The organism is Hyalangium ruber, assembly GCF_034259325.1.
Classification (GTDB): domain Bacteria; phylum Myxococcota; class Myxococcia; order Myxococcales; family Myxococcaceae; genus Hyalangium_A; species Hyalangium_A rubrum.
This window is the reverse complement of the sequence record NZ_JAXIVS010000014.1, coordinates 1-20,970: the sequence shown is the minus strand read 5'-3', so window position 1 is coordinate 20,970 and position 20,970 is coordinate 1. Positions and strand designations below refer to the sequence as shown.

General features: G+C 68.0%; 18 protein-coding genes. 9 read left to right on the top strand and 9 right to left on the bottom strand.

Translation table 11 applies throughout. The features are described from left to right. Positions 1–28: 28 nt before the first annotated feature. From SYV04_RS32765 to SYV04_RS32755, 3 genes are read left to right on the top strand one after another with little or no spacing between them, the layout of a single operon-like run. Positions 29–1,858, top strand: a complete 1,830-nt coding sequence (locus SYV04_RS32765) for a hypothetical protein (RefSeq protein ID WP_321549921.1) — start codon at positions 29–31, stop codon at positions 1,856–1,858. Then, complete coding sequence (locus tag SYV04_RS32760) at positions 1,858–2,919, top strand: hypothetical protein (RefSeq protein WP_321549920.1); 1,062 nt, start codon at positions 1,858–1,860, stop codon at positions 2,917–2,919. Before SYV04_RS32765 ends, SYV04_RS32760 begins: the two co-directional genes overlap by 1 nt. A gap of 12 nt (positions 2,920–2,931) precedes the next feature. Beyond that, the gene (locus SYV04_RS32755; protein ID WP_321549919.1) at positions 2,932–4,512 is read left to right on the top strand and encodes a DUF1501 domain-containing protein; all 1,581 of its coding nucleotides are present in this window, start codon (positions 2,932–2,934) and stop codon (positions 4,510–4,512) included. Positions 4,513–4,524: 12 nt separating this feature from the next. Here SYV04_RS32755 and SYV04_RS32750 read toward each other — a convergent pair whose 3' ends face one another. Further along, positions 4,525–5,355, bottom strand: a complete 831-nt coding sequence (locus SYV04_RS32750) for a nucleotidyltransferase domain-containing protein (protein WP_321549918.1) — start codon at positions 5,353–5,355, stop codon at positions 4,525–4,527. Between the two features lie 97 nt (positions 5,356–5,452). Between SYV04_RS32750 and SYV04_RS32745 the strand changes: the two genes are divergently transcribed. The 3 genes from SYV04_RS32745 to SYV04_RS32735 are packed head-to-tail and all read left to right on the top strand — an operon-like array spanning position 5,453 to position 7,653. Beyond that, positions 5,453–6,079 carry an SRPBCC family protein gene (locus SYV04_RS32745; RefSeq protein ID WP_321549917.1) on the top strand — a complete coding sequence of 209 codons (627 nt, stop codon included), beginning with the start codon at positions 5,453–5,455 and terminating at the stop codon, positions 6,077–6,079. Then, a complete protein-coding gene (locus SYV04_RS32740) occupies positions 6,079–6,405 on the top strand; it encodes an ArsR/SmtB family transcription factor (protein WP_321549916.1) in 327 nt (108 codons plus the stop codon). The genes SYV04_RS32745 and SYV04_RS32740 overlap by 1 nt, the downstream gene beginning before the upstream one ends. Positions 6,406–6,438: 33 nt before the next feature. Next, complete coding sequence (locus tag SYV04_RS32735) at positions 6,439–7,653, top strand: cytochrome P450 (protein WP_321549915.1); 1,215 nt, start codon at positions 6,439–6,441, stop codon at positions 7,651–7,653. A 19-nt stretch (positions 7,654–7,672) separates the two neighbouring features. Here SYV04_RS32735 and SYV04_RS32730 read toward each other — a convergent pair whose 3' ends face one another. Then, positions 7,673–9,412, bottom strand: coding sequence for a transglutaminase domain-containing protein (locus SYV04_RS32730; RefSeq protein ID WP_321549914.1), 1,740 nt, complete (start codon positions 9,410–9,412; stop codon positions 7,673–7,675). Positions 9,413–9,539: 127 nt separating this feature from the next. Between SYV04_RS32730 and SYV04_RS32725 the strand changes: the two genes are divergently transcribed. Then, complete coding sequence (locus tag SYV04_RS32725) at positions 9,540–10,175, top strand: LysM peptidoglycan-binding domain-containing protein (protein WP_321549913.1); 636 nt, start codon at positions 9,540–9,542, stop codon at positions 10,173–10,175. Positions 10,176–10,328: 153 nt separating this feature from the next. Here the strand turns inward: SYV04_RS32725 and SYV04_RS32720 are convergent, their stop codons facing one another. The 4 genes from SYV04_RS32720 to SYV04_RS32705 all read right to left on the bottom strand — a co-directional run bounded on the left by SYV04_RS32720 (position 10,329) and on the right by SYV04_RS32705 (position 14,595). Then, a complete protein-coding gene (locus tag SYV04_RS32720) occupies positions 10,329–12,785 on the bottom strand; it encodes an excinuclease ABC subunit UvrA (RefSeq protein ID WP_321550160.1) in 2,457 nt (818 codons plus the stop codon). 79 nt (positions 12,786–12,864) lie between these two features. Then, positions 12,865–13,194, bottom strand: coding sequence for an ArsR/SmtB family transcription factor (locus tag SYV04_RS32715; protein WP_321549912.1), 330 nt, complete (start codon positions 13,192–13,194; stop codon positions 12,865–12,867). A 76-nt stretch (positions 13,195–13,270) separates the two neighbouring features. Continuing rightward, positions 13,271–13,513, bottom strand: coding sequence for a ferredoxin (locus SYV04_RS32710; protein ID WP_321549911.1), 243 nt, complete (start codon positions 13,511–13,513; stop codon positions 13,271–13,273). Continuing rightward, on the bottom strand, positions 13,510–14,595 hold the full coding sequence (locus tag SYV04_RS32705) for a cytochrome P450 (protein WP_321550159.1): 1,086 nt from the start codon (positions 14,593–14,595) through the stop codon (positions 13,510–13,512). The genes SYV04_RS32710 and SYV04_RS32705 overlap by 4 nt, the downstream gene beginning before the upstream one ends. 433 nt (positions 14,596–15,028) lie before the next feature. On the opposite strand from SYV04_RS32705, the gene SYV04_RS32700 reads away from it, so the two are divergent. Together SYV04_RS32700 and SYV04_RS32695 are read left to right on the top strand one after the other, a co-directional pair. After that, complete coding sequence (locus SYV04_RS32700; protein WP_321549910.1) at positions 15,029–16,291, top strand: cytochrome P450 family protein; 1,263 nt, start codon at positions 15,029–15,031, stop codon at positions 16,289–16,291. Positions 16,292–16,370: 79 nt separating this feature from the next. Then, a complete protein-coding gene (locus SYV04_RS32695) occupies positions 16,371–17,303 on the top strand; it encodes an isocyanide synthase family protein (RefSeq protein WP_321549909.1) in 933 nt (310 codons plus the stop codon). A gap of 108 nt (positions 17,304–17,411) precedes the next feature. On the opposite strand, the gene SYV04_RS32690 is transcribed toward SYV04_RS32695, so the two are convergent. The 3 genes from SYV04_RS32690 to SYV04_RS32680 all read right to left on the bottom strand — a co-directional run. Beyond that, entirely contained in the window at positions 17,412–19,517 is a 2,106-nt protein-coding gene (locus SYV04_RS32690; protein ID WP_321549908.1) for a prolyl oligopeptidase family serine peptidase, read from the bottom strand. A 125-nt stretch (positions 19,518–19,642) separates the two neighbouring features. After that, entirely contained in the window at positions 19,643–19,846 is a 204-nt protein-coding gene (locus SYV04_RS32685) for a YtxH domain-containing protein (RefSeq protein ID WP_321549907.1), read from the bottom strand. A gap of 234 nt (positions 19,847–20,080) precedes the next feature. Further along, positions 20,081–20,970: MBL fold metallo-hydrolase (locus SYV04_RS32680; RefSeq protein ID WP_321549906.1), on the bottom strand; the 890-nt coding region annotated here is incomplete at its 5' end.

The window sequence follows — 20,970 nt, the reverse complement described above, 5'->3', positions numbered from 1 at the left end:
CAAACCGGCTGCTCGGTAGTGTCGATGAATGCACTGGCACTTGCACCTGAAGCGCGCGGCCATGGTGGCCGTGCTGCTCGCTCTGTCCGGATTCATCGGGGCCGACGCGCACGCCCAGCAATGCGGTCCCGAGGCACCTCCACCCGCCGTGCCTCTCAACGACCAGATGAGCGGCACGCGGCAGTTGCGGCGCATCGTGCTCGGGCTCACCGGGACGACGCCAACCCTCGAGCAGTACGAAGCGATGGAGGCCGCGACCACGCCCGAAGCCCGGGAAACACTCCTGCGCTCGACGCTCGATGACGCGCTCGCCTCGCCGAAGTTCTACGAGCGCATGCTGCGCTTCGGGCACGAGTGGCTCGCGGTGGGTGCGTACACCACCGGCGCCTCTGGCGATGCGTACCAGGGCGACATGGCCGGCCACCTCTTCACCTGCCCAGCCAACAGCCTGCACCAGGGCGCGTACTACCATGTGAACGAGTTCCCGGACCCCGGTAGGCAGTGCAACGACCTGGACGGAAGCGGCAATCCCGCGGTGCCCGAAGTCCACACGCTGGAGCCTTGGTGGGCGCCGGGGACGACGGTCGCGGTGCTCGGCAAGGCCGGCTCCTCCGTCACCCAGGTCACCGACGCCCAGGGGAGGACGCTCGACTGCGGCATCGCCAGCGGTGGCTACTACGACCCCATGCTGCCCGCCGGGTGCGGCTGCGGACCGAACCTGGTGTGGTGCGCACCGCTCGCCGGCCTGGGCAGTGCGAGCAACCACTCGCTCAACGTTCAACGGCGCCACCCGTACGAGGAACCCGCGCGCCTCTTCGCGCACCTGGCGTGGCACGACCGGCCGCTGTCGGACCTCGTCATCGGCAACTACTCGGTGGGAACCAACTGGCTGCGCTCGCTGTACGTGCGCTTCGGCCGGCAGATGGGCAGCACCGCGCTGGACGCGAACACGACGTGGTGGCGCCCCGACGCGGACAACGCACCTCGAGACCCGATGCACCCCACGCCGAACGATCCTCAGGCGTGGCGCGAGTTCGTGGTCGAAGACCTGGAGCCCTTCCACCTCGCGCTCACCAGCGACCGGGCGCGCTCCGGCAGTCTCGATCGCACCTACCGCTTCGATCCCCGCACCACGACCCAAGCGCCGCAGGGACTTCCCGCCGCCGGGGTGCTCACCATGATCGGCGCGATGTCCTCCTTCCCGCGCGAGCGCGTCCGAGCCGCGCGCTTCCTGGAGATATTCGCCTGTCAGAGCTTCTCGCCGCCTCCCGCGGACGTGCATTTCCCTCCGTTCGAGACCGATCCCGCCACCGGCGGAACGTGCCAGCACTGCCACAAGACGCTCGATCCCGCGGCGATCTCCTTCAAGCGGTGGGACTTCAGTCCGTTCCAGAGCTACTACGTCCCGTGGCCCTTCATCCCGGGCATGGGCCGTCACCGCATCACGCGAGAGTGGCTGTCCGGGCAGTACCCGCACACCGGCAACTCGCCGGGCTATCGCTGGAAGAACGCGTTCCTTCCCAACACCCTGCTGACCCCGGTCACCCCCGAGCAGCTCCAGGCCAACCCGGAAGCGGTGATGCTCGACACGATGCCCGAGACGTACACGCTGCTCGGTGAGCACGGCGATGGCACGATGGGCCCGCTCGGGTTCGGAAAGCTCCTCGTCCGCTCCGGCGAGTTCGATCGCTGCGCCTCGCGCAGGCTCTACGCGATGTTCATCGGCCGGGAGCTGAACCCGGCCACGGAGAAGGGCTTCATCGACAAGCTCGCCAGGGAGTTCGTCGCACGGGACCGCAAGCTCCGGCCCTTCCTGCGCTACCTCTTCGAACAGCCCGAGCTGCGGAGGGGCCTGTGATGCGCACCTTGCGTTCGATACTGGGAGCCGCCGCGCTGGCCGCACTGGCGCTCACCACGGGTGCCTGCTTCGGGGAGAGCACCACCAACATCCACCACACGCCTCCCCCCGCTGCCCCGGATCCAGACGAGGGCGAGAGCTGCGAGGCCGCGAGCAAGAACGACGAGATCCGACGCGCGCTCGCGCCCGCGTGCGAGGGCTGCCACCTCACCGGCAACAAGCCGTTCTTCGTCTCGCTCGCCGCGTTCGAGAGCGGGCTCGTGTACAACGAGCGGTACGTGAAGCGCGGGGAGCCCGAGAACAGCATGCTGATCCAGCTGCTCAAGGGAGTTGCACCTGGAAGCTATCCCCAGATGCCGCTCGGTCAGCCCTACAGCGCGCTCGTCACCAACGGTCAAGTCACCCTGACCATCGAGCAGGTGGAGGCCTGGATTCGCGACCTGCCAGCTCGGCCCGTGCAGCTGGAGACTCCGGTGCCGGAGGAGTTCCACGTCCGCCGGCTGGCCGCCGAGGAGATGGTGGTGAGCTTGATGGAGCAGCTCGGGCTCACGCTCGAGGACTTCGTCAGCACCAGCGACCCCAACTGGCGCAACAAGGCGTATGTGGTGAATGGCGGCAAGCTCTTCGTGTGGCCCGGAGATTGGTCGCCCGGCATCTCGAACGAGTACGTCTCCGACTCCCGCAGCGTCGAGCGGTTCGAGGCGCTGGGAGGCGGCAACTCGCTCTTGTACCGCAAGAAGGACGTGGGCTTCGGTCCCTCCGCCGCGCAGACGTTGGTCCAGATGTCGCAGGCCTGGTGTGCGCGCGCGGTGGACAAGAGGAACAACCCGGCGGTGTTGCGCCACGTGACGCTCGCCGACACCTCCGCCACCAACCCGGAAGCGGTGCGGAAGAACCTGCGCACGCTCTACCTGCGCATGCTCGGACAGCCGCCTTCGGACGCGGAAGCGCAGGCGTTGTACGAGCAGGTCTATCTCCCGCTCGAGGCGCGGAGCACGCGCCTGGGCTGGATTGGCGTCTGCGCGGCGCTCATCCGTCACCCGCTGTGGATCACCTACTGAGCCGAGGACACCATGAGAAACACCTCTCGTCGCACACTGCTCAAGTGGGCCCTCGGCGCGGGACAGCTCGCGCTCCTCGACCGCGCGGGGCTGCTCGGCTCGAGCACCGCGCACGCCGCGGGAATCGACGTCCCCTCACGGCTCGCGGTGCTCTACATCCCGGGTGGCTACCGGCCAGCGTACTACTTCACCCCGCTGGAGGACGCGGACATTCCGCGCTGCATCCCGGCGCCCTCCAGCTACAGCGGCGAGCCCGTCTTCTTCGACGCGAGCAAGGTGGTGGACCTCGCGGCCGCGAACGGTCCCTACAAGCCGCTGCGAACCTGGCGGTCGTGGGACCCTGGCAACCCCGCCGCGCGCGGCGGCTTCAGCCCGCTCATGTACGGCTACTCGCACTTCGCGCTGCATGAGCAACTGAGCGTGCTGCACGGCATCGACCAGGGCACCAACGACCACTCGAGCGCGTTCATCTCCTCGATGTGCGGTGTGGCCGGCGCGGACTACCGGGCACCGGCCGTTCATTCGATCATCGCCAATCACCTGTTCGAGCAGCACCGCGAGAGCAGGCCGCTGCCGTTCGTGGTCGTCTCGGGTGAGCGCGGCACGCCGCTCGGAATGGGGCTGCCCTCACACGCCTCGCCGGTGCGCGTGCCGTCCATCGAAGCGCTCAAACCGCAGCTCTCCGCGAAGCCCGCGGACAACCCCTGGTGGACGGGGCTCGATGCTCGCACCGAAGGTCCCGAGCTGGACGCGCGCGGTCAGCCCACCGGCGGCACCCTGAAGACGACCACGGTGGAGCGCTTCTCGCTCACGCGCGCCCAGCAGTTGATGGACCGCTCGACGGCGAAGGTGGACAACTACCTCGAAGGCCTGCATGGCTCGCTGTCGTCGGTCTCTCGCGTGCTCGCGACGGATGTCGTGTCCTTGTTGGAAGGAACCCAGGGCATCGCCACGCTGCGGACGAACCGCCCCGCGTACCTGTCGAGCTACCTGTCGAACCAGTCCTTCACGTACACCTTCGGCACCGCGAACTTCCACCTCACCGGGCTCGACCCGCGGATGGATCTCGCGCTGCGCTTGCTCAAGTCGGACCTCTGCACCTCGGTGCATGTCTCGCTGCAGCTCGACTTCGACACCCACAACGCCCTGGGCCATGGCTACAGCTGCGCGCACGGCCGCGGACTGATGGACTGCGTCGCGCGCTTCCTGGGCGAGCTCAAGGCCGCTCCTGCCCCCGGCAAGCCGGGCAAGACGCTGCTCGATGACACGCTCGTGCTGGTGATGAGTGAGTTCGGCCGCAGCTGGGCCTCTCGCGGAAGCGACGGCACCTACTCCCTGCCGGATGACCACCACCCCTTCACCTCGGTCTGCTTCGCGGGCGGAAACGTGGCGGGCAATCGGCAGGTGGGCTCGTACACGAATCGCGGGCTCGGCGTCCCGGTGGACATCATCGAGGAGACCGGTCAGCCCTCGAGCCGCGTGCCCAGGTCCGCGGACGTCGTGACCACCGCGCTGCGGATCATGGGCATGGAAACGCACGACTTCTTCATCCCCGGCGGCTACGGAGAAGTCGTCGGGCTCCGGCAGGCGTAAAGGGTGTCCTCCTCAAGAGGCACCCGAGACGAGGGCCCGCAGGCTGCCTGACATGTCTCGCAGGCGGCGCAGCGCGCCCTCGTGGTTCCCATCACCGATGTCTTTCCAGAGCTCGTTCTGCGCTTCGGCCAGACCTTTGATCGTCAGCGGATAGGTCGCGGCCTCGGCGACGGCGCCCTTCTCGTTGATCAGGTAGCGGCCGTTGAGGGCGAACAGCACCTGGGCCATGCAACTCAGCGACCGGTAGGCACACCCCACGATGTGCGTGCGCTCGGCGCGCCGGGCCGCGATCTCGGCGTTGTCGATGGCGAAGTCCACCTCCCAGCCGAAGCGGAAGATCAGCGCGTCCTTCAGTGCCTTTGGATACGGCCACGTCTGGCGCTTCAGCTCGGCGATGCGGGCGGACGGATCGAAGAGCGGCTGGCACGTCGCGACCTCGCCCATCCAGATGGTGGAGCAGAAGCCGTGGGGGTGCCCCACCTGGTAGTTCATCGAGAAGCGACCCTCCCGCCCGTCGGCGATGATGGCGCTCACGCGGCCGAGGTCGCGGTAGAGCAGATCGACCTCGACGCCGCCGATGGTGAGCCAGCCCCCGCCGTTGATCCACGGGCCCCATTCGCCCCTCTGGGTCACCGTCGACGAAGGGTCATCGACCAGCGGGGCGATGGCCGAGCGCAGCTCCTCGATGTCCAAGGGAGCATCCGGCTCGTAGTACAGGCCGATGTCGTAGTCGGACTTGGGGCCCGCCGTTCCCCGCCCTCGCGAACCGCCAAGGACGAGCGCGGACAGGCCTTGAACGTGCCGAAGCGCCTCGACCACCCGGACCAGGATTGGATCTTCCATCCCGCGATTATCCCCGCGCACTTCGTGGCTTGCAGGCATTTAAGACGGCACTAATATAAGGACAGCCTGTAACGACCCTGGAAGGGGAGGTTCGCACATGCTGCACAACGCCATTGGCGCCCAGGTACGCGAGTTCGTCGAGCGCGAGCACGAAGGCAAACCGGCCCGAGTGGTGATCGCCACCCGCGTCTACCACACCGACCCCCAGGACCTGTGGGACGCCCTCACCCACACCGAGCGCATCCCGCGCTGGTTCATGCCCATCGAGGGGGAGCTGCGTCTGGGCGGTCGATATCAGCTCAAGGGCAACGCTGGCGGGACCATCACCCGCTGCGACCCGCCCACGGCCTTCGACGTCACCTGGGAGATGGGCGGCGGCATGAGCTGGGTGACCGTTCGCCTCGCACCGGAGGGCAAGGACACGCGGCTGACGCTCGAGCACATCGTGCATTCCGCCGACGTCGAGCAGTTCTGGACCCAGTTCGGGCCCGGCGGCGCGGGCGTAGGCTGGGACCTGGGCTTCCTGGGCCTGGGCCGGCACGTCGAGAACGGAGACACCGTCCCCCCGGAAGCCAACCCCGCCTGGATGGCCTCGGACGAGGCCAAGGCCTTCATCCGTGCGAGCGCCGAAGCCTGGGGCGCGGCCCACGCGGCGGCGGGCGAGGCCCCCGAAGTGGCCCGAGGGATGGCCGAGCGCACGGCGGCGTTTTATACAGGCGGCTGATGCATGCCTTCGACGTCCTTGGCGATCCGGTTCGCCGCCGCATCCTCGAGCTGCTGGCGGAAGGCGAGCACGCCTCGGGTGAGATCGTCGCCGTGGTCCAGCGCGAGTTCGGCATCACCCAGTCGGCGGTCTCGCAGCACCTGAAGGTCCTGCGAGAGAGCGGCTTCGCCACGGTGCGGGTAGACGGACCGCGGCGGCTGTACGCCATGGACGCCGCGCCCCTGGCCGAGGTGGATGCCTGGCTGGGCAGGTTCCGTGCGTTCTGGACGCCGCGGCTGGATGCCCTGGCCACCGAAGTGGCGCGGGGCAAGAAGAAGCGGGGATAGTGCAGGGTGAGTCTGCCCGGAGGAACGATGAGCGTGAGCGCCAGTATCGATCTGATGAGTGAGAGCTTCTTCGCCAACCCGTTCCCCACGTTCGAGCGGCTGCGAACCCAGGCTCCCGTCTACTTCTTCGAGCCCTACCAGTGCTTCATCCTCACGCGCGGCGCCGAGATCGAGGCGCTCACCAAGAGCCCGCACTTCTCCTCGCGGCGCGCGAACGAGCTGCTGGGAGGGCTCGGGCTGCTGGGAGAGGATACGGCCTCGAAGGAGATGCTCGCGGACTGGTCCCGGCTCGTCTTCTTCCAGGATCCGCCTCGGCACACGGTGCTGCGCCAGTTCATCATGAAGAGCTTCACGACCGCGGCGCTCGAGCGCTTCCGACCTCGGCTCGCCGCGCTCGTGGAGCGGACCCTGGAGAAGGGACGTCGCCAAGGAGAGATGGACGTCGTCGCCGACTTCGCGGAGCCCATCGCCCTCAACACCATCGCCGAGCTGTTCGCGCTCCCCGAGGCGGACCGGCCGCGGTTCATGCGCTGGGCGAAGGACCTGCTCAAGCCCTCGGGGGCAGCGGTCAACACGGACGACGTGCGGAGCTCCGTGCGGCGAACCTCCAATGACATGATGGCCTACCTGCGAGACCTCCTGGAGAAGCGCCGCGCGACGCCCGGAGACGACCTCATCAGCCAGTTCATCGCGGGGGAGGAGGGCAACGCCCACCTCACGGGCGAGGCCGTCTTCCAGTCCTTCCAGATGATCGGCGCGGGCTTCGTCACGTCGACGAACCAGCTCACCAACACCGTTCTCGCGCTCCTGAAGCACCCCGAGCAGCTGAGCGCGTTGAGGGCGGACCCGGGGCTCATGCGAGGCGCCATCGAGGAGAGCATGCGCCTTGAGCCCTCCGTCCTGTCCATCAACCGGCTGTGCGTGGAGGACACGGAGCTCGGCGGCACGCACATCCCCAAGGGGCGGTTCGTCCACGCGATGACCGCGTCGGCCAATCGAGACCCCGAGGTGTTTCCGAATCCCGATCGCTTCGACATCCACCGGACGCCCAACCGGCATGTCACCTTCGGCGTCGGTGCGCACTACTGCCCCGGGGCCTCTCTCCTTCGGCTGGAGGCCGAGGAGGCCCTGCGCGCCCTGCTCACGCTTCCGCGCTGGGAGCTCGTCGGCACGCCCTACAACTACCAGGGCTCCAACTTGCAGGATCGCGGGCCCAGCTCGCTCCACGTGCGCTTTCCGAAGAACTGAGCGGCGCACGCTCGGACGGTCAATTCGTCCCCTGGACTTCGAGCTGCGCCATGAGCTTCGGAGGCGTCTGGGGGCCAGCGAAGACCTGGATCCGGTAGAGGCCTTTTCGCGGCACCGAGCAGCTGTACCGCGTGCCCCAGGACTGGGAGAAGCAGTCCTCCTTGCTGCCATCCTGGAGGTTGAGGAGGGAGATCTCGGTCGGCAGGCGCTTGGGGTTGTCGATCTCCACGATGAAGCGCCCACGGACCTCCTCGAGCGGTCGGGGGGGCTGGAGGATGCGGATGCCCTCCCATTCCCGCTTCTCCTCCGCCGCCGTCTCGGTCCTGGCCGGCAGCGAACCGCCGCGGCTCACATGGCTCTCGCGGGCCTGCCGTAGGATTTCACCCCGCTCGAGCGGCACATCCAACAACTGCCAGCCAGCATCTTCCGGCAGATGGCTCTGCAAGAACTCCTGGGGAGGCATGAAGAGGTATTTCGTCCGGTAGCGGCGGGTGAACAGGTCCCCACCCACCGAGCCCGCGTTCCAGGTGACGTCCACGAGGTACCAGTCGCCGTTGATGCGCACCGCGTTCCAGGCATGGGACTCCAGCTCCTTCTCCCCTCCGGGCTTGATGGCCTCGCCCGAGAGGGTGAAGACCTCCTCCCCGACGGCGCGCCCCATGGCGGCGAAGAGGTTCGCATAGCCCGCGCACACGGCCCGGCGCCTCTCGAACACGGCCTCGGGAGGCTGCGGCGGAATCTTCATCGCGCGGTATGCCGGCACGTCGTACTCCACGCGATCCGCCACGTAGTCATGGAGCGCCTTGACGCGCTGGAAGGGGTCGCTCTCCCCCTCCACGAGGTACTTCGCGACGGACACCAGATCCGTCTCCACGGAGCGGGGAAGGGAGGCGACGCGGGGGTGGAGCACGTCGGGGAGCGGATAGGCGACAGCGCCTCCCTTCTCTGCCGGCCCCGAGGGCGCCCGGAGCCCCGGATTCTGCCAGGAGGACTTGAGCCCCCTCACGTCGACCTTCGGTTCGGTGGGCTTTGCCGGAACCTCGGGCTCGGGCTCAGGGGGACGCGGCTCCGTCTTCCAGGAGATGATCACCTGCGCGTCACTGTCCTCCAGGGGATCCTCCTCCCCGAGCACCTCGTCCGTGGGAGGGATCGGCTGGGGGGCAGGCGTCTCGGAGGGAGGCGGCACGGGTACGGGCGGCACGAGCACGGGCGGCACGAACGGTGCCGGCCGGGCGGGAGGAGGCGGGGGCCGGGGCGCGGTGGCGATGAGCTGGTCGCGATAGGGGTTGTCCGTGGCCAGGACGTAGGCCCACTCGACGCCATCCGCCGCGACGAAGAGGAGCCTCCGGGCCGTCTCCACCACGGGGCCTCCGGAGGGCGGCAGCATCCAGTCGCCTCGGGTGGAGAGCGCGGTGAAGACGCCTCGGGGCGAGAGCAGCAGCGCGCCCGCGAGGAACACGAGGTTCACCGCCCAGGTGCGCAGCAGCAACCGGGTGCGCAGCCGCAACCAGCGCGGGCGGGCGGGCCGGCCCTGCTGGCGCCGGGGCAGACTCCACACCTCCCAGAGCAGGGGCAGCCCCAGGCCGAGCCCCAGGCCCGCGGCCACGCTCCAGGCCACGGGGGCGCCGTGATGGATGGCCAGCGTGGAGGCCACCCAGGCTCCGAGCAGGGGCAGCGCCACCGCCACCCCGAGCACCCCCAGGATGAGCAGCCACGAGAGCAGGCCCGGCCCAGAGGAGCGGCGAGGGGGAGGACGCATGGAAACACTCCTTGCCCCCGAAGAGACCCGGCGGCGCCGCCAGCGAAGGAGGGGGTTTTCCAAGAATTCGAGAACCCCAGCGCAACTCCGCGAGGGACACCTCGATAATCGGTCAAGGAGAACGACTTTGTCCACCTACCGCATCCGTCAAGGCGACACCCTCTCGGCCCTGGCCGCTCGCTTCAAGACCAGCGTCTCGGAGCTGGCGCGCGTCAACAACATCGCGAACCCGGACCTCATCTACACGGGCAACACCCTGCGCATCCCCGGCCAGGGCGACAGCTTCGAGCCCAGCGCTAACTCGGGCAGCACCGGTGGCTCTCAGAGCGGCGGGAATGTCGGTGGGACCCAGGGCGCCAGTGCCCCGGGCAGTGCGACGCCCTCGATGCGCCGGCTGGCGGAAGCGGGCCGCGCGGCGGCGATGGGCATGGGCGGCTACAACAGCCAGGGCCTGTGCGCGACCGGCGTGAGCCGGGCCATCCAGAACGCCTTCGGCTTCAAGGTCTGGGGCAACGGCAACCAGATCGACGACAACCTGCCGCGCGACAAGTTCAAGCAGGTCAACATGTCGCTCGAAGAGGCGCTGAAGATCCCCGGCCTGGTGCTCACCTGGGAGAGGACCCCCTCGCGCCTTGGCAGCATCTACGGCCACACCGCCATCACCACCGGCGATGGGCGCTCGTCCGTGAGCGACTTCATCGAGCAAAACACGCTGGGCGCGAGTGGCCGCAGCGGGCTGAAGATCTTCATGCCGATCATCTAGTCGCCGCACGGCGCCTTGCCGTCGCGACCCACGCCCCCGGAGCTGTCGGCCGGGGGCGTTGTCGTGTCCGCGCGAGTCGATCTTCGGATCAACCCATCTCCGAACCATGCGCACCCGGGGCCGCAGCCTCCCTGTCCTACGCGGCGGACTCGCTCAGCGAGGGCGGGCGCCTCGCTGGCTGCCACGCTCGGCACTGGGACGGCGAGCAGCCCGGCCAGCGCCATCTGATGGAGCAGCCTTCGGGTGGTTGCCGACGAATGCCGCCAGGTGCTCGCCGGTCAGCGTCGACTTCGCCGCCACCAGGTCGGCCGGGGTGCCTTCGAACACGATCCGCCCGCCGTCGTGGCCCGCGCCCGGCCCGAGGTCGATGATCCAGTCGGCGTGCGCCATCACCGCCTGGTGGTGCTCGATCACGATGACCGACTTGCCGGAGTCGACCAGCCGATCCAGCATCCCGAGCAACTGCTCGAGGTCGGCCAGGTGCAGCCCGGTGGTCGGCTCGTCGAGCACGTAGACACCGCCTTCGGCACCCATGTGCGTCGCGAGCTTGAGCCGCTGCCGCTCGCCACCCGACAGCGTGGTGAGCGGTTGGCCGAGCCGCAGGTAGCTGAGCCCCACGTCGGCCATGCGCTGCAGGATCGCGTGCGCGGCCGGTGTATGCGCCTTGCCGGCGCCGAAGAAGCCGACCGCGTCTTGGACCGACAGGTCGAGCACCTCGGCGATGTTGAGCCCACCGAGCCGGTAGTTCAGTACCGAAGCCTGGAACCGCCGGCCCTCGCACTCCTCGCAAATCGTGGTGACGCCGGCCATCATCCCCAGGTCGGTGTAGATCACCCCGGCGCCGTTGCAGGTCGGACAGGCGCCCTCGGAGTTGGCGCTGAACAGGGCGGGTTTCACGCCGTTGGCCTTCGCGAACGCCTTGCGGATCGGCTCCAGCATGTCGGTGTACGTCGCCGGGTTGCTCCGCCGCGAGCCATGGATGGGCGTCTGGTCGACCGACACCACCCCGTCCTGGCCACACACCGAGCCGCGAATCAGAGAGCTCTTGCCCGACCCAGCCACGCCGGTCACCACCACCAGCACGCCGAGCGGGATGTCGACGTCGACGTTCTTCAGGTTGTGAGCACGGGCGCCGCGCACCTTCATCACACCCGACGGCTTCCGCACCGACGGCTTCAGCGCGGCCCGGTCGCTCAGGTGACGCCCGGTGAGCGTGCCGCTGGCTCGCAGCCCATCGACGGTACCCTCGAAGACCACCTGGCCGCCGGCGGTGCCGGCACCGGGACCGAGGTCGACGACGTGGTCGGCGATCGCGATCGTCTCCGGCTTGTGCTCGACCACGAGGACGGTGTTGCCCTTGTCGCGCAGCCGCAGCAGCAGCTCGTTCATCCGCTGGATGTCGTGGGGGTGCAGTCCGATGGTCGGCTCGTCGAAGACGTAGGTCACATCGGTGAGCGACGACCCAAGGTGGCGGATCATCTTGGTGCGCTGTGCCTCACCGCCCGACAGCGTGCCGGTCGGCCGGTCGAGGCTGAGGTAGCCAAGCCCGATCTCCACGAACGAGTCGAGCGTCTCCCGCAGCGTCGTCAGCAGCGGCGCGACGGATGGCTCGTCCAGCCCGCGCACCCACTCGGCCAGGTCGCTGATCTGCATCGCGCAGATGTCGGCGATGTTCTTCCCCTTGATCTTCGAGGACCGAGCCGCCTCGCTGAGCCGGGTGCCGCCGCAGTCGGGACAGGAGGTGAAGGTGACGGCGCGATCCACGAAGGCCCGGATGTGCGGCTGCATCGCGTCGACGTCCTTGGACAGGAACGACTTCTGGATCCGCGGGACCAACCCCTCGTAGGTCATGTTCGCGCCGGCGACCTTCACCTTGACCGGCTCCTTGTAGAGGAAGTCGTGGCGCTCCTGCTTGGTGTACTTCCGGATCGGCTTGTCCGGGTCGAGGAAGCCCGACTCCGCGAACAGGCGCACGTACCACCCATCGGCGGAGTAGCCGGGGATGGTGAGCGCCCCCTCGTTGAGCGACTTGCTGTCGTCGAAGAGCTGGGACAGGTCGATGTCGTTGACCTGTCCCATGCCCTCGCAGCGCGGGCACATGCCGCCGGCGACGGAGAAGGTTCGCGTCTCGGTCTTCTTGCCGGCTCCCTTCTCGATCGTGATCTGCCCGGACGCGCTGACCGACGGGACGTTGAAGGAGAAGGCGTTGGACGAGCCGATGTGCGGCTTGCCGAGGCGGCTGAACAGCACCCGCAGCATCGCGTTGGCGTCGGTCGCCGTGCCAACCGTCGAGCGGGAGTTGGCGCCCATTCGCTCCTGGTCGACGATGATCGCGGTCGTCAGCCCTTCCAGTACGTCGACTTCGGGCCGGGCCAGCGTCGGCATGAAGCCCTGCACGAACGCGCTGTAGGTCTCGTTGATCAGCCGCTGCGACTGCGCCGCGAGGGTGCCAAACACCAGCGATGACTTGCCCGAGCCCGAGACGCCGGTGAACACCGTCAGCCGCCGCTTGGGGATGTCGACGCTGACGTCCTTCAGGTTGTTTTCCCGGGCGCCCTGGACGCGGATCAGGTCGTGGCTGTCTGCGGGGTGCTTGCTGGAGGAGGCCATGTTCGCGATCCTGTTATCGAGTATCAACGGTTTGTGTGGACAGCGGTCGATCGCCACGACCAGCGCTTGTCGATGGAACTCATTCGTCCATTTTCTTCAGCAGTTCTTCGAGGCGATCGACGTGCTCCGTCCAGAAGGCGCGGTAGTGCGCAATCCAGTCGATGAGCGGCTTCAGGCCGCGCGGCTCCACCCGGTAGTAGACGCAGCGCCCCTCGCGCCGGCCATTCACCAGGCCGGCTTCTTTCAAGGTGGCGAGGTGCTGAGAGACCGCCGGCTGCGAGATGTCGAAGCGCGCCGTGAGGTCCTTCACCGCCGCTTCGCCACGCGTGAGCGACTCGAAGATCGCCCGGCGGCTGGGGTCCGCCAGCGCCTGGAAGATCTTGTCCTCGGCCACGACCGCGCTCTGCATGCATGACACATAAGTAGATGCTTATTTCTTGTCAAGCACGCGGATGACAAACCGCCCAACGGGGCCTGAGGCCAGTTCAGTGCGTGGGCACCACCTCGGCGCCGGTTTCGGCGTCGACCACTTCGATGGCGTTCATCGGGCACAGCTCGGCCGCCGCGATCACGGCCTCGTCCGGATCGACCTCGGTGTGCTGGGCTTGTGAGTAGTCGTCCACGAGGTGGAAGTAGCGGTCTGCCGCGATGACGCACAGCCCGCAACCGGCACAGCTCTCCGTGACTCGCACCCGCCAGCGGCGGGGCAGGGAAGTTCCGGCGCTCACCACGTCACCTCGATGCGTGCGGGGCAGCGGGCGATCAGCCCGGGCTTCCACGGCACCTCGTCGCTAGGGACCGCGAGCCGCAGGTCCGGGAACCTATTGATCAGGCCTTCAATCGCGAGGCTCAACTCGACCCTGGCCAGAGATGCTCCGAGGCAGTGATGCGCCCCGTGGCCGAAACCGAGGTGCGGGTTGGGTCTACGGGCGAGGTCGATCTTCTCGGGGCACGTGAAGACCCGCTCGTCACGATCCCCGGACGCGCGCTGGAAGATGACCGTATCCCCCTTGCGGATCCGTACGCCGGCCAGCTCGACGTCCTCCTTCGCTCGCCGCGGGAAGCTCCCGGTCGAGCGCAGCGGGATGTACCGCAGCAGCTCCTCGACCGCCGTCGGCAGCAGCGAGGGCTCGGCCACCAGCCGGGCGTAGTGCTCGCGCTGGGAGAGCAACAGGAAGCAGCTGTTCGAGATCATGCTGAGCGACGTCTCGTGGCCGGCCATGAGAATCCCGATACCAGTTCGAGCGGCCTCGAGCGGTGTCAGCCGCTCGGTGTCCATCGCCTCCAGCAAGGCGCTGACGAGGTCCTCCGTGGGGGATGAGCGGCGCTGTTCCATCAACTCCTGGAAGTACTCCTCCAGCGCCGTCCGGGACCGGTCGATCTCGGCGGCGTCGTAGGCCGTGGTGGCGACGAAGACGTCGGAGTACCGGCGGAACCGCTCTCGATCCGAGTAGGGGATGCCGAACAGCTCGGAGATCATCACGACCGGCAGCGGGACCGCCAGACTGGCGACCAGGTCCGCCGGGGGTCCCTGCGCGACGAGCAGGTCGAGTTGCGCGTCCACCACGTCACGGATCCGGTCGCGCAGCAGGTCCACCCGCCGCATCGTGAAGCCCTTCGCCACGACGCGGCGGATCCTCGTGTGGTCCGGTGGATCCATCGTGAGCAGGTTTCCGGGCCGCAACGGCAATGGGGTGACTCGGGCGGTATCCGGCTCCGTGGCTTCCAGGGAGCTGAACCTCGGGTCGGCCAGGAATTGTTTGATCTCGGCGTAGCCCGTCAGCAGCCACGCTTCACCACCGAACGGCATCTTCACGCGACTGATCGGCTCCTCCCGGCACAGCTCCGCGTACCGCGGATGGAGGTCCAAGGCCCGGACGGGCCCGAACGGATAGCGCGGCGGTGAATCGGGGATCGCCTGAGCATCCCCACGACTGGAATCTCTCGTGCTCATACATGGAGAGAGCGACGACCGCGCCCCGTGTGACACGCGCGAGGAAAGGCCTCCCTCGCGCTTGTGATGCCGCGCGTACACCGGGCGTGCCTTGCACGAATGCCGAGTACCCGGGCCGGCTGGGCCCGTCACGCAGTGCCCGCACAAATTTATTTCACCTCTCTATCCACGTGAGCCGCAGCTGAGCCGAACCCTCGTGGAGTGGGGCTAGCGCCTGCGCCTCGAACGTTTCGTCGACGCTCTTTGGCTGGACCCCTCCCAGCCCGAGCTCGCCCTCTGAGGAGAACCCATGCCCCGCCATGAACCCATGCCCCCCGCCGAGCCGGACACCTTGCCCGACCCGGTCCCTCTCACAGGCTGTCCCTACAAGGCCAACCCCTACCTCCTTTATGAGCGGATGCGTGAGGCCGGCCCGGTCCATCGCGTGCTCTTCCCCAGCGGCGTTCACGCCTGGCTCGTCACCGGCTACGAGGCCGCGCGCTCCGCGCTGAACGACGAGCGCCTCGGAAAGAACCACGACCGAGGCAACGAGCGCTGGCGGGCTCGCGCCTCGATCATGCCGGAGCCGCAGCACTCCCAGCTCCAGGTGCATCTGCTCCACCAGGACCCGCCCCGGCACACCCGCCTGCGCCGGTTCGTGACGGACGCCTTCACCCCCCGACGCGTCGAACAGCTCCGCCCTCGTTTCCAGGAACTGGCCGACGCGCTGGTCGATGGGCTACCCGAGTACGGCCCTGCCGACCTGGTCACCGGCTTCGCCGCCCGCTTCCCCTTCCAGGTCCTCGCCGAGTTCATCGGTCTCCCACCCGAGCTGGCAGGCCGCTTCGACCGCGACTGGGGGAAGGTCGTCCAGCCGGTCGGCCCCACCGACCCCGGGCGACCGCTGTACGAGGCACGCCTGCACGGCCTGCAGAGCTACATCGCCGACGTCGTGGCCCACAAACGCAAGCATGGAGCCGACGACCTGCTCAGCCGCCTCGTCGTGGCCTGCGAGCGCCATGAGCTGACCCAGGAGGAGCTGAGCTCGATGATCTTCCAGCTCCTCGTCGCTGGGCAGGAGCCAGTCACCAATCAGATCACCACCGCCCTGATTGCCCTGTTCCGCCACCCCGACCAGCTCGCCCGCCTCCGCGACAACCCGGACCTGCTACCCCGCGCCGTCGAGGAACTCCTGCGCTACGACAGCGCCTTCGAGCTGACCACCTGGCGCTTCTTCGACCGGGACAGCGACCTGCACGGCACGCGCGTCCCCGCCGGCGACTCGGTGATCGTCTCCCTGTGCGCCGCCAACCGCGACCCGCACCGCTTCCCCGAGCCCGACACCCTCGACTTCGACCGCAGCCCCAACCCCCACCTCGCCTTCGGCTACGGCATCCACTTCTGCCCCGGCGCCGCCCTGGCCCGCACCGAACTCCAGATCGCCCTCGGCACCCTGCTGGCTCGGCTGCCCGGCTTGCACCTGTCCATCAGGGACGAGGACCTCGAGTGGATTCCGGCCGTCCTCGGCCGAGGAACCCACCACCTGCCCGTCGGCTACGGCCGACGCCTCTGACACCGACACCCCGCCGACCCACCCCACCCACTACCCCACTGCGCTCGGCCGCATCCCGCCGACGCGCCAGGAGACCTCCATGTTGCAGACGAACACCCTCGACACCCTCCCCACGAGCATCAGCGCGTCGATCCTGAACCTCCTCCTGCGTCACCACCGCACGACCGACCTGACCCCCGCCCCCGCGCAGGCGTTCCCCCACCAGCTGCGCGGCATCGCCGCATTCGTGAGCGACGACGCCCCCGTCGTCTTCACCTTGCCCGGCTTCCCCTGCAAGTCCCCCAACCCGGACAAGGTCCTCGGCCACCTGCCCGACCACGGAGAGCGCCTCTCCCTTACCTTCCTGGACACCCTGTGCCTCGAGATCCAGCGGATCCACCGGCCCGGCGCCCGAATGATCATCTGCTCCGACGGACATATCTTCGGTGACCTCGTCGGCGTTCCCGACGACCACATCGACGCCTATACCGACGAACTCCGCACACAGATCGATCGATTGGGCCTGGAGAGGCTGCGCGTCTTCGACCTGCGCGACGTCTTCGGCGACCTCCCGCACCCCGCGAAACGCGCCCATGCCCACAACCGCTATGCCCCCGCCCTGGACGACGTGCGCGCCGAGGTCCACTCCAACGACGACACCCTCGCCCTCTATCGGGGCATCACCCGCTTCCTCGTCGAGGACACCCACGACTGGTCTGGCAGCCGCTCCGCGCTCCAACGCTCCTGCCGGCAGCGCGCCTACGGCGTCATCCAGCGCAGTCGCGCCTGGGGCAACCTCATCGCCGAGCACCACCCGAACGCCGTCAGACTGTCCATCCACCCCCAGCCCATCGGCGCGGCCAAATTCGGCATCCGCCTCCTCGACGCCCCCGACGCCTGGACCACCCCCTGGCACTCGTCGGCCCTGTGCCGCGCGGACGGCACCTGGACCCTCATGCCGCGCGCGAAGGCCGAGGGACTCGGGCGCCTGGTACACTTCGACGGCAAGCCCAGCCACTTCCAGCAGGACTGAGCTGAGCAGCCTCGATTGACCGTGGGCGCAGCGGCGCTCCACATCTCCGCGCAGTACATAAGGTCCTGCCAAGGGGACGGGCACCCACCGCCACCCGCACACAGGACGCTAGAGCCTGCGCGTTGACGGTGCGACATCGAGCGCCCAGCAATAGAAGCTGAGTTCGTCGACGTCTTGTTCGATGAGCGCCGTCAGCGTGGTGCCTCCTCCGTGCCCCGAGTCCCGGAGCGGCAGCAGGAAATAGGGTCCGCCCTGCGTGCCTTCGGCCTGGAGCCTGGCGACCATCTTGAGCGGGTCGTGTGGCGGCGCGATCCGATCGTTCAACGCTGACACGAAGGCGATCACCGGATACCGGCGATCGGCTCGGACGTTGTGGTAGGGCGAATAGCCGGAGAGATATGCGCCCTCGACCGGGTCTTCGGGCGAGCCGTATTCAACCGTTGCCGAGTTCAAGGCGCCGAAGGTCGGAAAGCGCAGCATGTCGAGCGTGGGCGCACGGCAGAAGACGGCTCCGAAGGCCTCGGGCGCTTGCATGGCGGTGACGGCAACGAGCAAGCCGCCATTGCTGTTGCCGCGCGAGGCAAGCCTGGAGGGACTCGTGTAGCCCGCCGAGACGAGCCACCGCGCCGCCGCGAGGTAGTCATCGAAGGCGTTCTGCCGCCGCGTCTTGCACGCCGACTCGTGCCAGGCACGGCCGTACTCGCCGCCACCTCGCACGTTGGCAAAGGCGAGCACGCCGCCCAGCTTCAGCCAGGCGGCGTTGAGCGCCGAGAAACGCGGCTCCACCGAGATGTTGAAGCCACCGTAGCCGCTCAGCCGCACCGCCTGGCGCCCGTCGCGAGGCAGCCCCTTCCGGTGGATGAGGAACATCGAGACCCGCGTACCGTCGCGCGACTCGTACCAGACCTGGTCCGTCACATACTCAGACGCGTCGAGCCCGACGTCGGGCACGTGGTACGGCGACAGGCGATCCGTCGCGTAGTCATACCGGTAGACCGATGGCGGCTGCACGTACGACATGAAGCTCACCCACACCTCGCCGCCGCTCCAGGCGCCGCTGATGCCGCTGACGATGCCCTCGCCCTCATTGCGATTCACCGAGCCGAGGGCTGGCAACGCAAGGTCTCGGAGGTAGGTGCCATCTTCGGCGTGGATGCGCACGCGATGCGCTGCCGCATGCGAGTAGACCGCGTAGAGCCGGCCGCCCACACCGGTGACCGTCTGCAGCGTGTCCGCGCTTTCGGGGATGAGCGTCCGCCACTCTGTCGGCGCCACCAGCGACGCGACACAGAGCCGACCGCGCGGTGCGTCGAGGTCGGTTTGAACGAGCAGCGTGTCACCGACCACCTGCACCTGGTTGAGCGACCGCATGACGGGAGCCACTGGCACGAGCGCGTCATCCGCCAGGCGCAGGAGGTAGACCACGTTGGCATGCACGTAGTCCCACTTGTAGAGCACGGCGAAGCGGCGGCACTCGCTGATCTTGACGGAGCACCAGAGCTCTTTCTCATGGTCGTCGCCGAAGAGCCGGCGGGCCGGCACTCCCGAGCCAAGCCGGTGCTCGTAGATGGCGTTCCAGTGCTCCGCGTCTTCCTCGGGCACCTCGCCCGGCTCGGGACACGCCGCGTAGAAGAACCCTGAGGCGTCGGGTCGCCAGGCCAGCGACGTGTGGCTCGTACCGCGAGGCCTGTCGGGGAGCACCCGTCCCGTGTCGACGTCGAGCACGTGGATCACCGCGGACTGAGTCCCGCCAATGGCCTTCCCGAACGCGACCCGCCTCCCATCGGGTGACGGGACGGCGAAGACCAACGCCTCGTTGCTCGCCCACGTGTTGGGGTCGAGCACCGTCTCGAGCGGCGCGTCCTTGCCGCGCCGGAGCATGAGCTTGAGCTTGTCGTCGCTGGCGTCCGCCTGCCAGAGAAACTCGCGGCCGTGCGGTCCGGCGGGAATCGGCGGCGAGAGCCGTGCATAACGCGCGGAGCGATCGACCGCTGCCCTCAGCGTCTCGCGTCCGTGTACCGCGCGCAGCACCGCATGCGTGACTGCTTCCTGCGCCGCGATCCACGCCTGGGACTCCACGGTGTCGAGCCGTTCCAGCCAAGCGTAAGGATCGTCGAACCACCTGCCGTGCAGCGTGTAGCCGCTCTCCGGATCGCGTCGTGCCGTGGGAAATGCCAGGGCCTGGCTCAGGTTCTTCATCATCGAGCGGGCCAAGCGTATGCGCATCCGGAAGGAGGTCGGCGGAAGATGTTCCGCGCTCCCGACTGGGGCTTCGGCACCTTTAGCCGAGCTGCTCGTCCTGGCGAACCTCCAGGACGAGCGTGGCCTCCGGCGAGGCGTCACTTGTCGGTGGCATCCTCGATCTTGTCGCCAGCCTTCTCCACGGTGTCCTCGGCCTTATCCTTGGCGTCGTCGGCGGCGTCCTCGACCTTATCGCCGGCCTTCTCCGCCTTGTCCTCGGCATTCTCTCGCGTGCTGCGGTGGCAGCCCGTCCCGGCCACCAGCGCACCCAGCACCGCACCCAGCAGAAGCTTCTTCGTCACGTGTTCCTCCTCGAAGGGGGCTGCCGCGCTCATGCGGGGAGCCCTTTCATGCGGGCAGGAAGGTAGGGACGACGGGCGCTTTGCAAAGGGGGGTGAGCCCGAAATCGCTGTGGACTTAGGCCAAAACAAAGCCCCGTGGCACCTTGCTGGCGCCACGGGGTTCCGTGCTGGGGCTCGTGACGAGCAGGCAGGCAGGCGAGACGGGCCTTAGGGTGCAAGGCCACCCGCGGAAGCTCAGAAGCTGTACGCCTGGCCATCCGCCGGCACCCGCACGCGCTGCGGGTTCAGGCCCTTTTCCGCAATGTAGTCCCGCAGCTCCGCACGTGACTGAGTGGCGTGGTTGACCGATTCCATGTGGGTACCAATCACCATGGCCTTCGGCGCGGACTGGTAGGCGCGGTAAAGGTCTTCCTTGCCCATAATGATCGAACCGTCATAGCCCAGCACGCGCGCATACCCGGTGTTGAGGACGATCACATCCGGCTGGTACTTCTGGATCGACTCCTCCACATGGCGGTTCCATACGGTGTCGCCGGCCACATACACGGTCTTATGGCCGGGGCGCTCGAATACCACGCCCGAGACCTTGCCAAGGATCTTGCCGAGATCCGTCATCATCTTGTCATCGCCATGCTGGCCACCGGTCTTGCTCAGGCGCGTGCCGTTGAAGACGGTGTTCTCGGTCAGAACACGCACGTCCGTAAAACCGTCCTTGCGGATGCTTTCGGCATCTTCTTCGTTCTGCGCGAAGATCGGCATGTTCTTGGGCAGATTTTGCCTGGCCGCGTCATCCCAATGATCTAAGTGCGTGTGGGTGACGATCACCACATCCGCCTTCATCACTTCGTTCACCGGCATGGGCAGCTCCACCAGCGGGTTTCTCAGGTGGCTGTTGTAGGTGCCCTCGAAGCCAGGGTAGGCGCCCTTCTTTGCCAGCATGGGGTCGATCAGGAAGGTCGTGCCAGCGTATTCCACTTTGATGGTGGCGTTGCGGATCGTAAGTCCTCGCCGAGCCCCGTCCCGACACGGAGCTGCCCCGTCCTTGGCCGCACGGAGGGAGAGGTGGTCAGCCCTGGGCCTTCGGCAGCGTGACGGTGCCCGGGTTCTCGATGGCAGCGAGCGCA

Excerpts from the sequence above, each read along its gene's own strand:
- SYV04_RS32765 (WP_321549921.1), top strand. The coding sequence starts at position 29 with ATGCACTGGCACTTGCACCTGAAGCGCGCGGCCATGGTGGCCGTGCTG.
- SYV04_RS32760 (WP_321549920.1), top strand. The coding sequence starts at position 1,858 with ATGCGCACCTTGCGTTCGATACTGGGAGCCGCCGCGCTGGCCGCACTG.
- SYV04_RS32755 (WP_321549919.1), top strand. The coding sequence starts at position 2,932 with ATGAGAAACACCTCTCGTCGCACACTGCTCAAGTGGGCCCTCGGCGCG.
- SYV04_RS32750 (WP_321549918.1), bottom strand. The coding sequence starts at position 5,355 with ATGGAAGATCCAATCCTGGTCCGGGTGGTCGAGGCGCTTCGGCACGTT.
- SYV04_RS32745 (WP_321549917.1), top strand. The coding sequence starts at position 5,453 with ATGCTGCACAACGCCATTGGCGCCCAGGTACGCGAGTTCGTCGAGCGC.
- SYV04_RS32740 (WP_321549916.1), top strand. The coding sequence starts at position 6,079 with ATGCATGCCTTCGACGTCCTTGGCGATCCGGTTCGCCGCCGCATCCTC.
- SYV04_RS32730 (WP_321549914.1), bottom strand. The coding sequence starts at position 9,412 with ATGCGTCCTCCCCCTCGCCGCTCCTCTGGGCCGGGCCTGCTCTCGTGG.
- SYV04_RS32720 (WP_321550160.1), bottom strand. The coding sequence starts at position 12,785 with ATGGCCTCCTCCAGCAAGCACCCCGCAGACAGCCACGACCTGATCCGC.
- SYV04_RS32715 (WP_321549912.1), bottom strand. The coding sequence starts at position 13,194 with ATGCAGAGCGCGGTCGTGGCCGAGGACAAGATCTTCCAGGCGCTGGCG.
- SYV04_RS32705 (WP_321550159.1), bottom strand. The coding sequence starts at position 14,595 with ATGCCGTTCGGTGGTGAAGCGTGGCTGCTGACGGGCTACGCCGAGATC.
- SYV04_RS32700 (WP_321549910.1), top strand. The coding sequence starts at position 15,029 with ATGCCCCGCCATGAACCCATGCCCCCCGCCGAGCCGGACACCTTGCCC.
- SYV04_RS32695 (WP_321549909.1), top strand. The coding sequence starts at position 16,371 with ATGTTGCAGACGAACACCCTCGACACCCTCCCCACGAGCATCAGCGCG.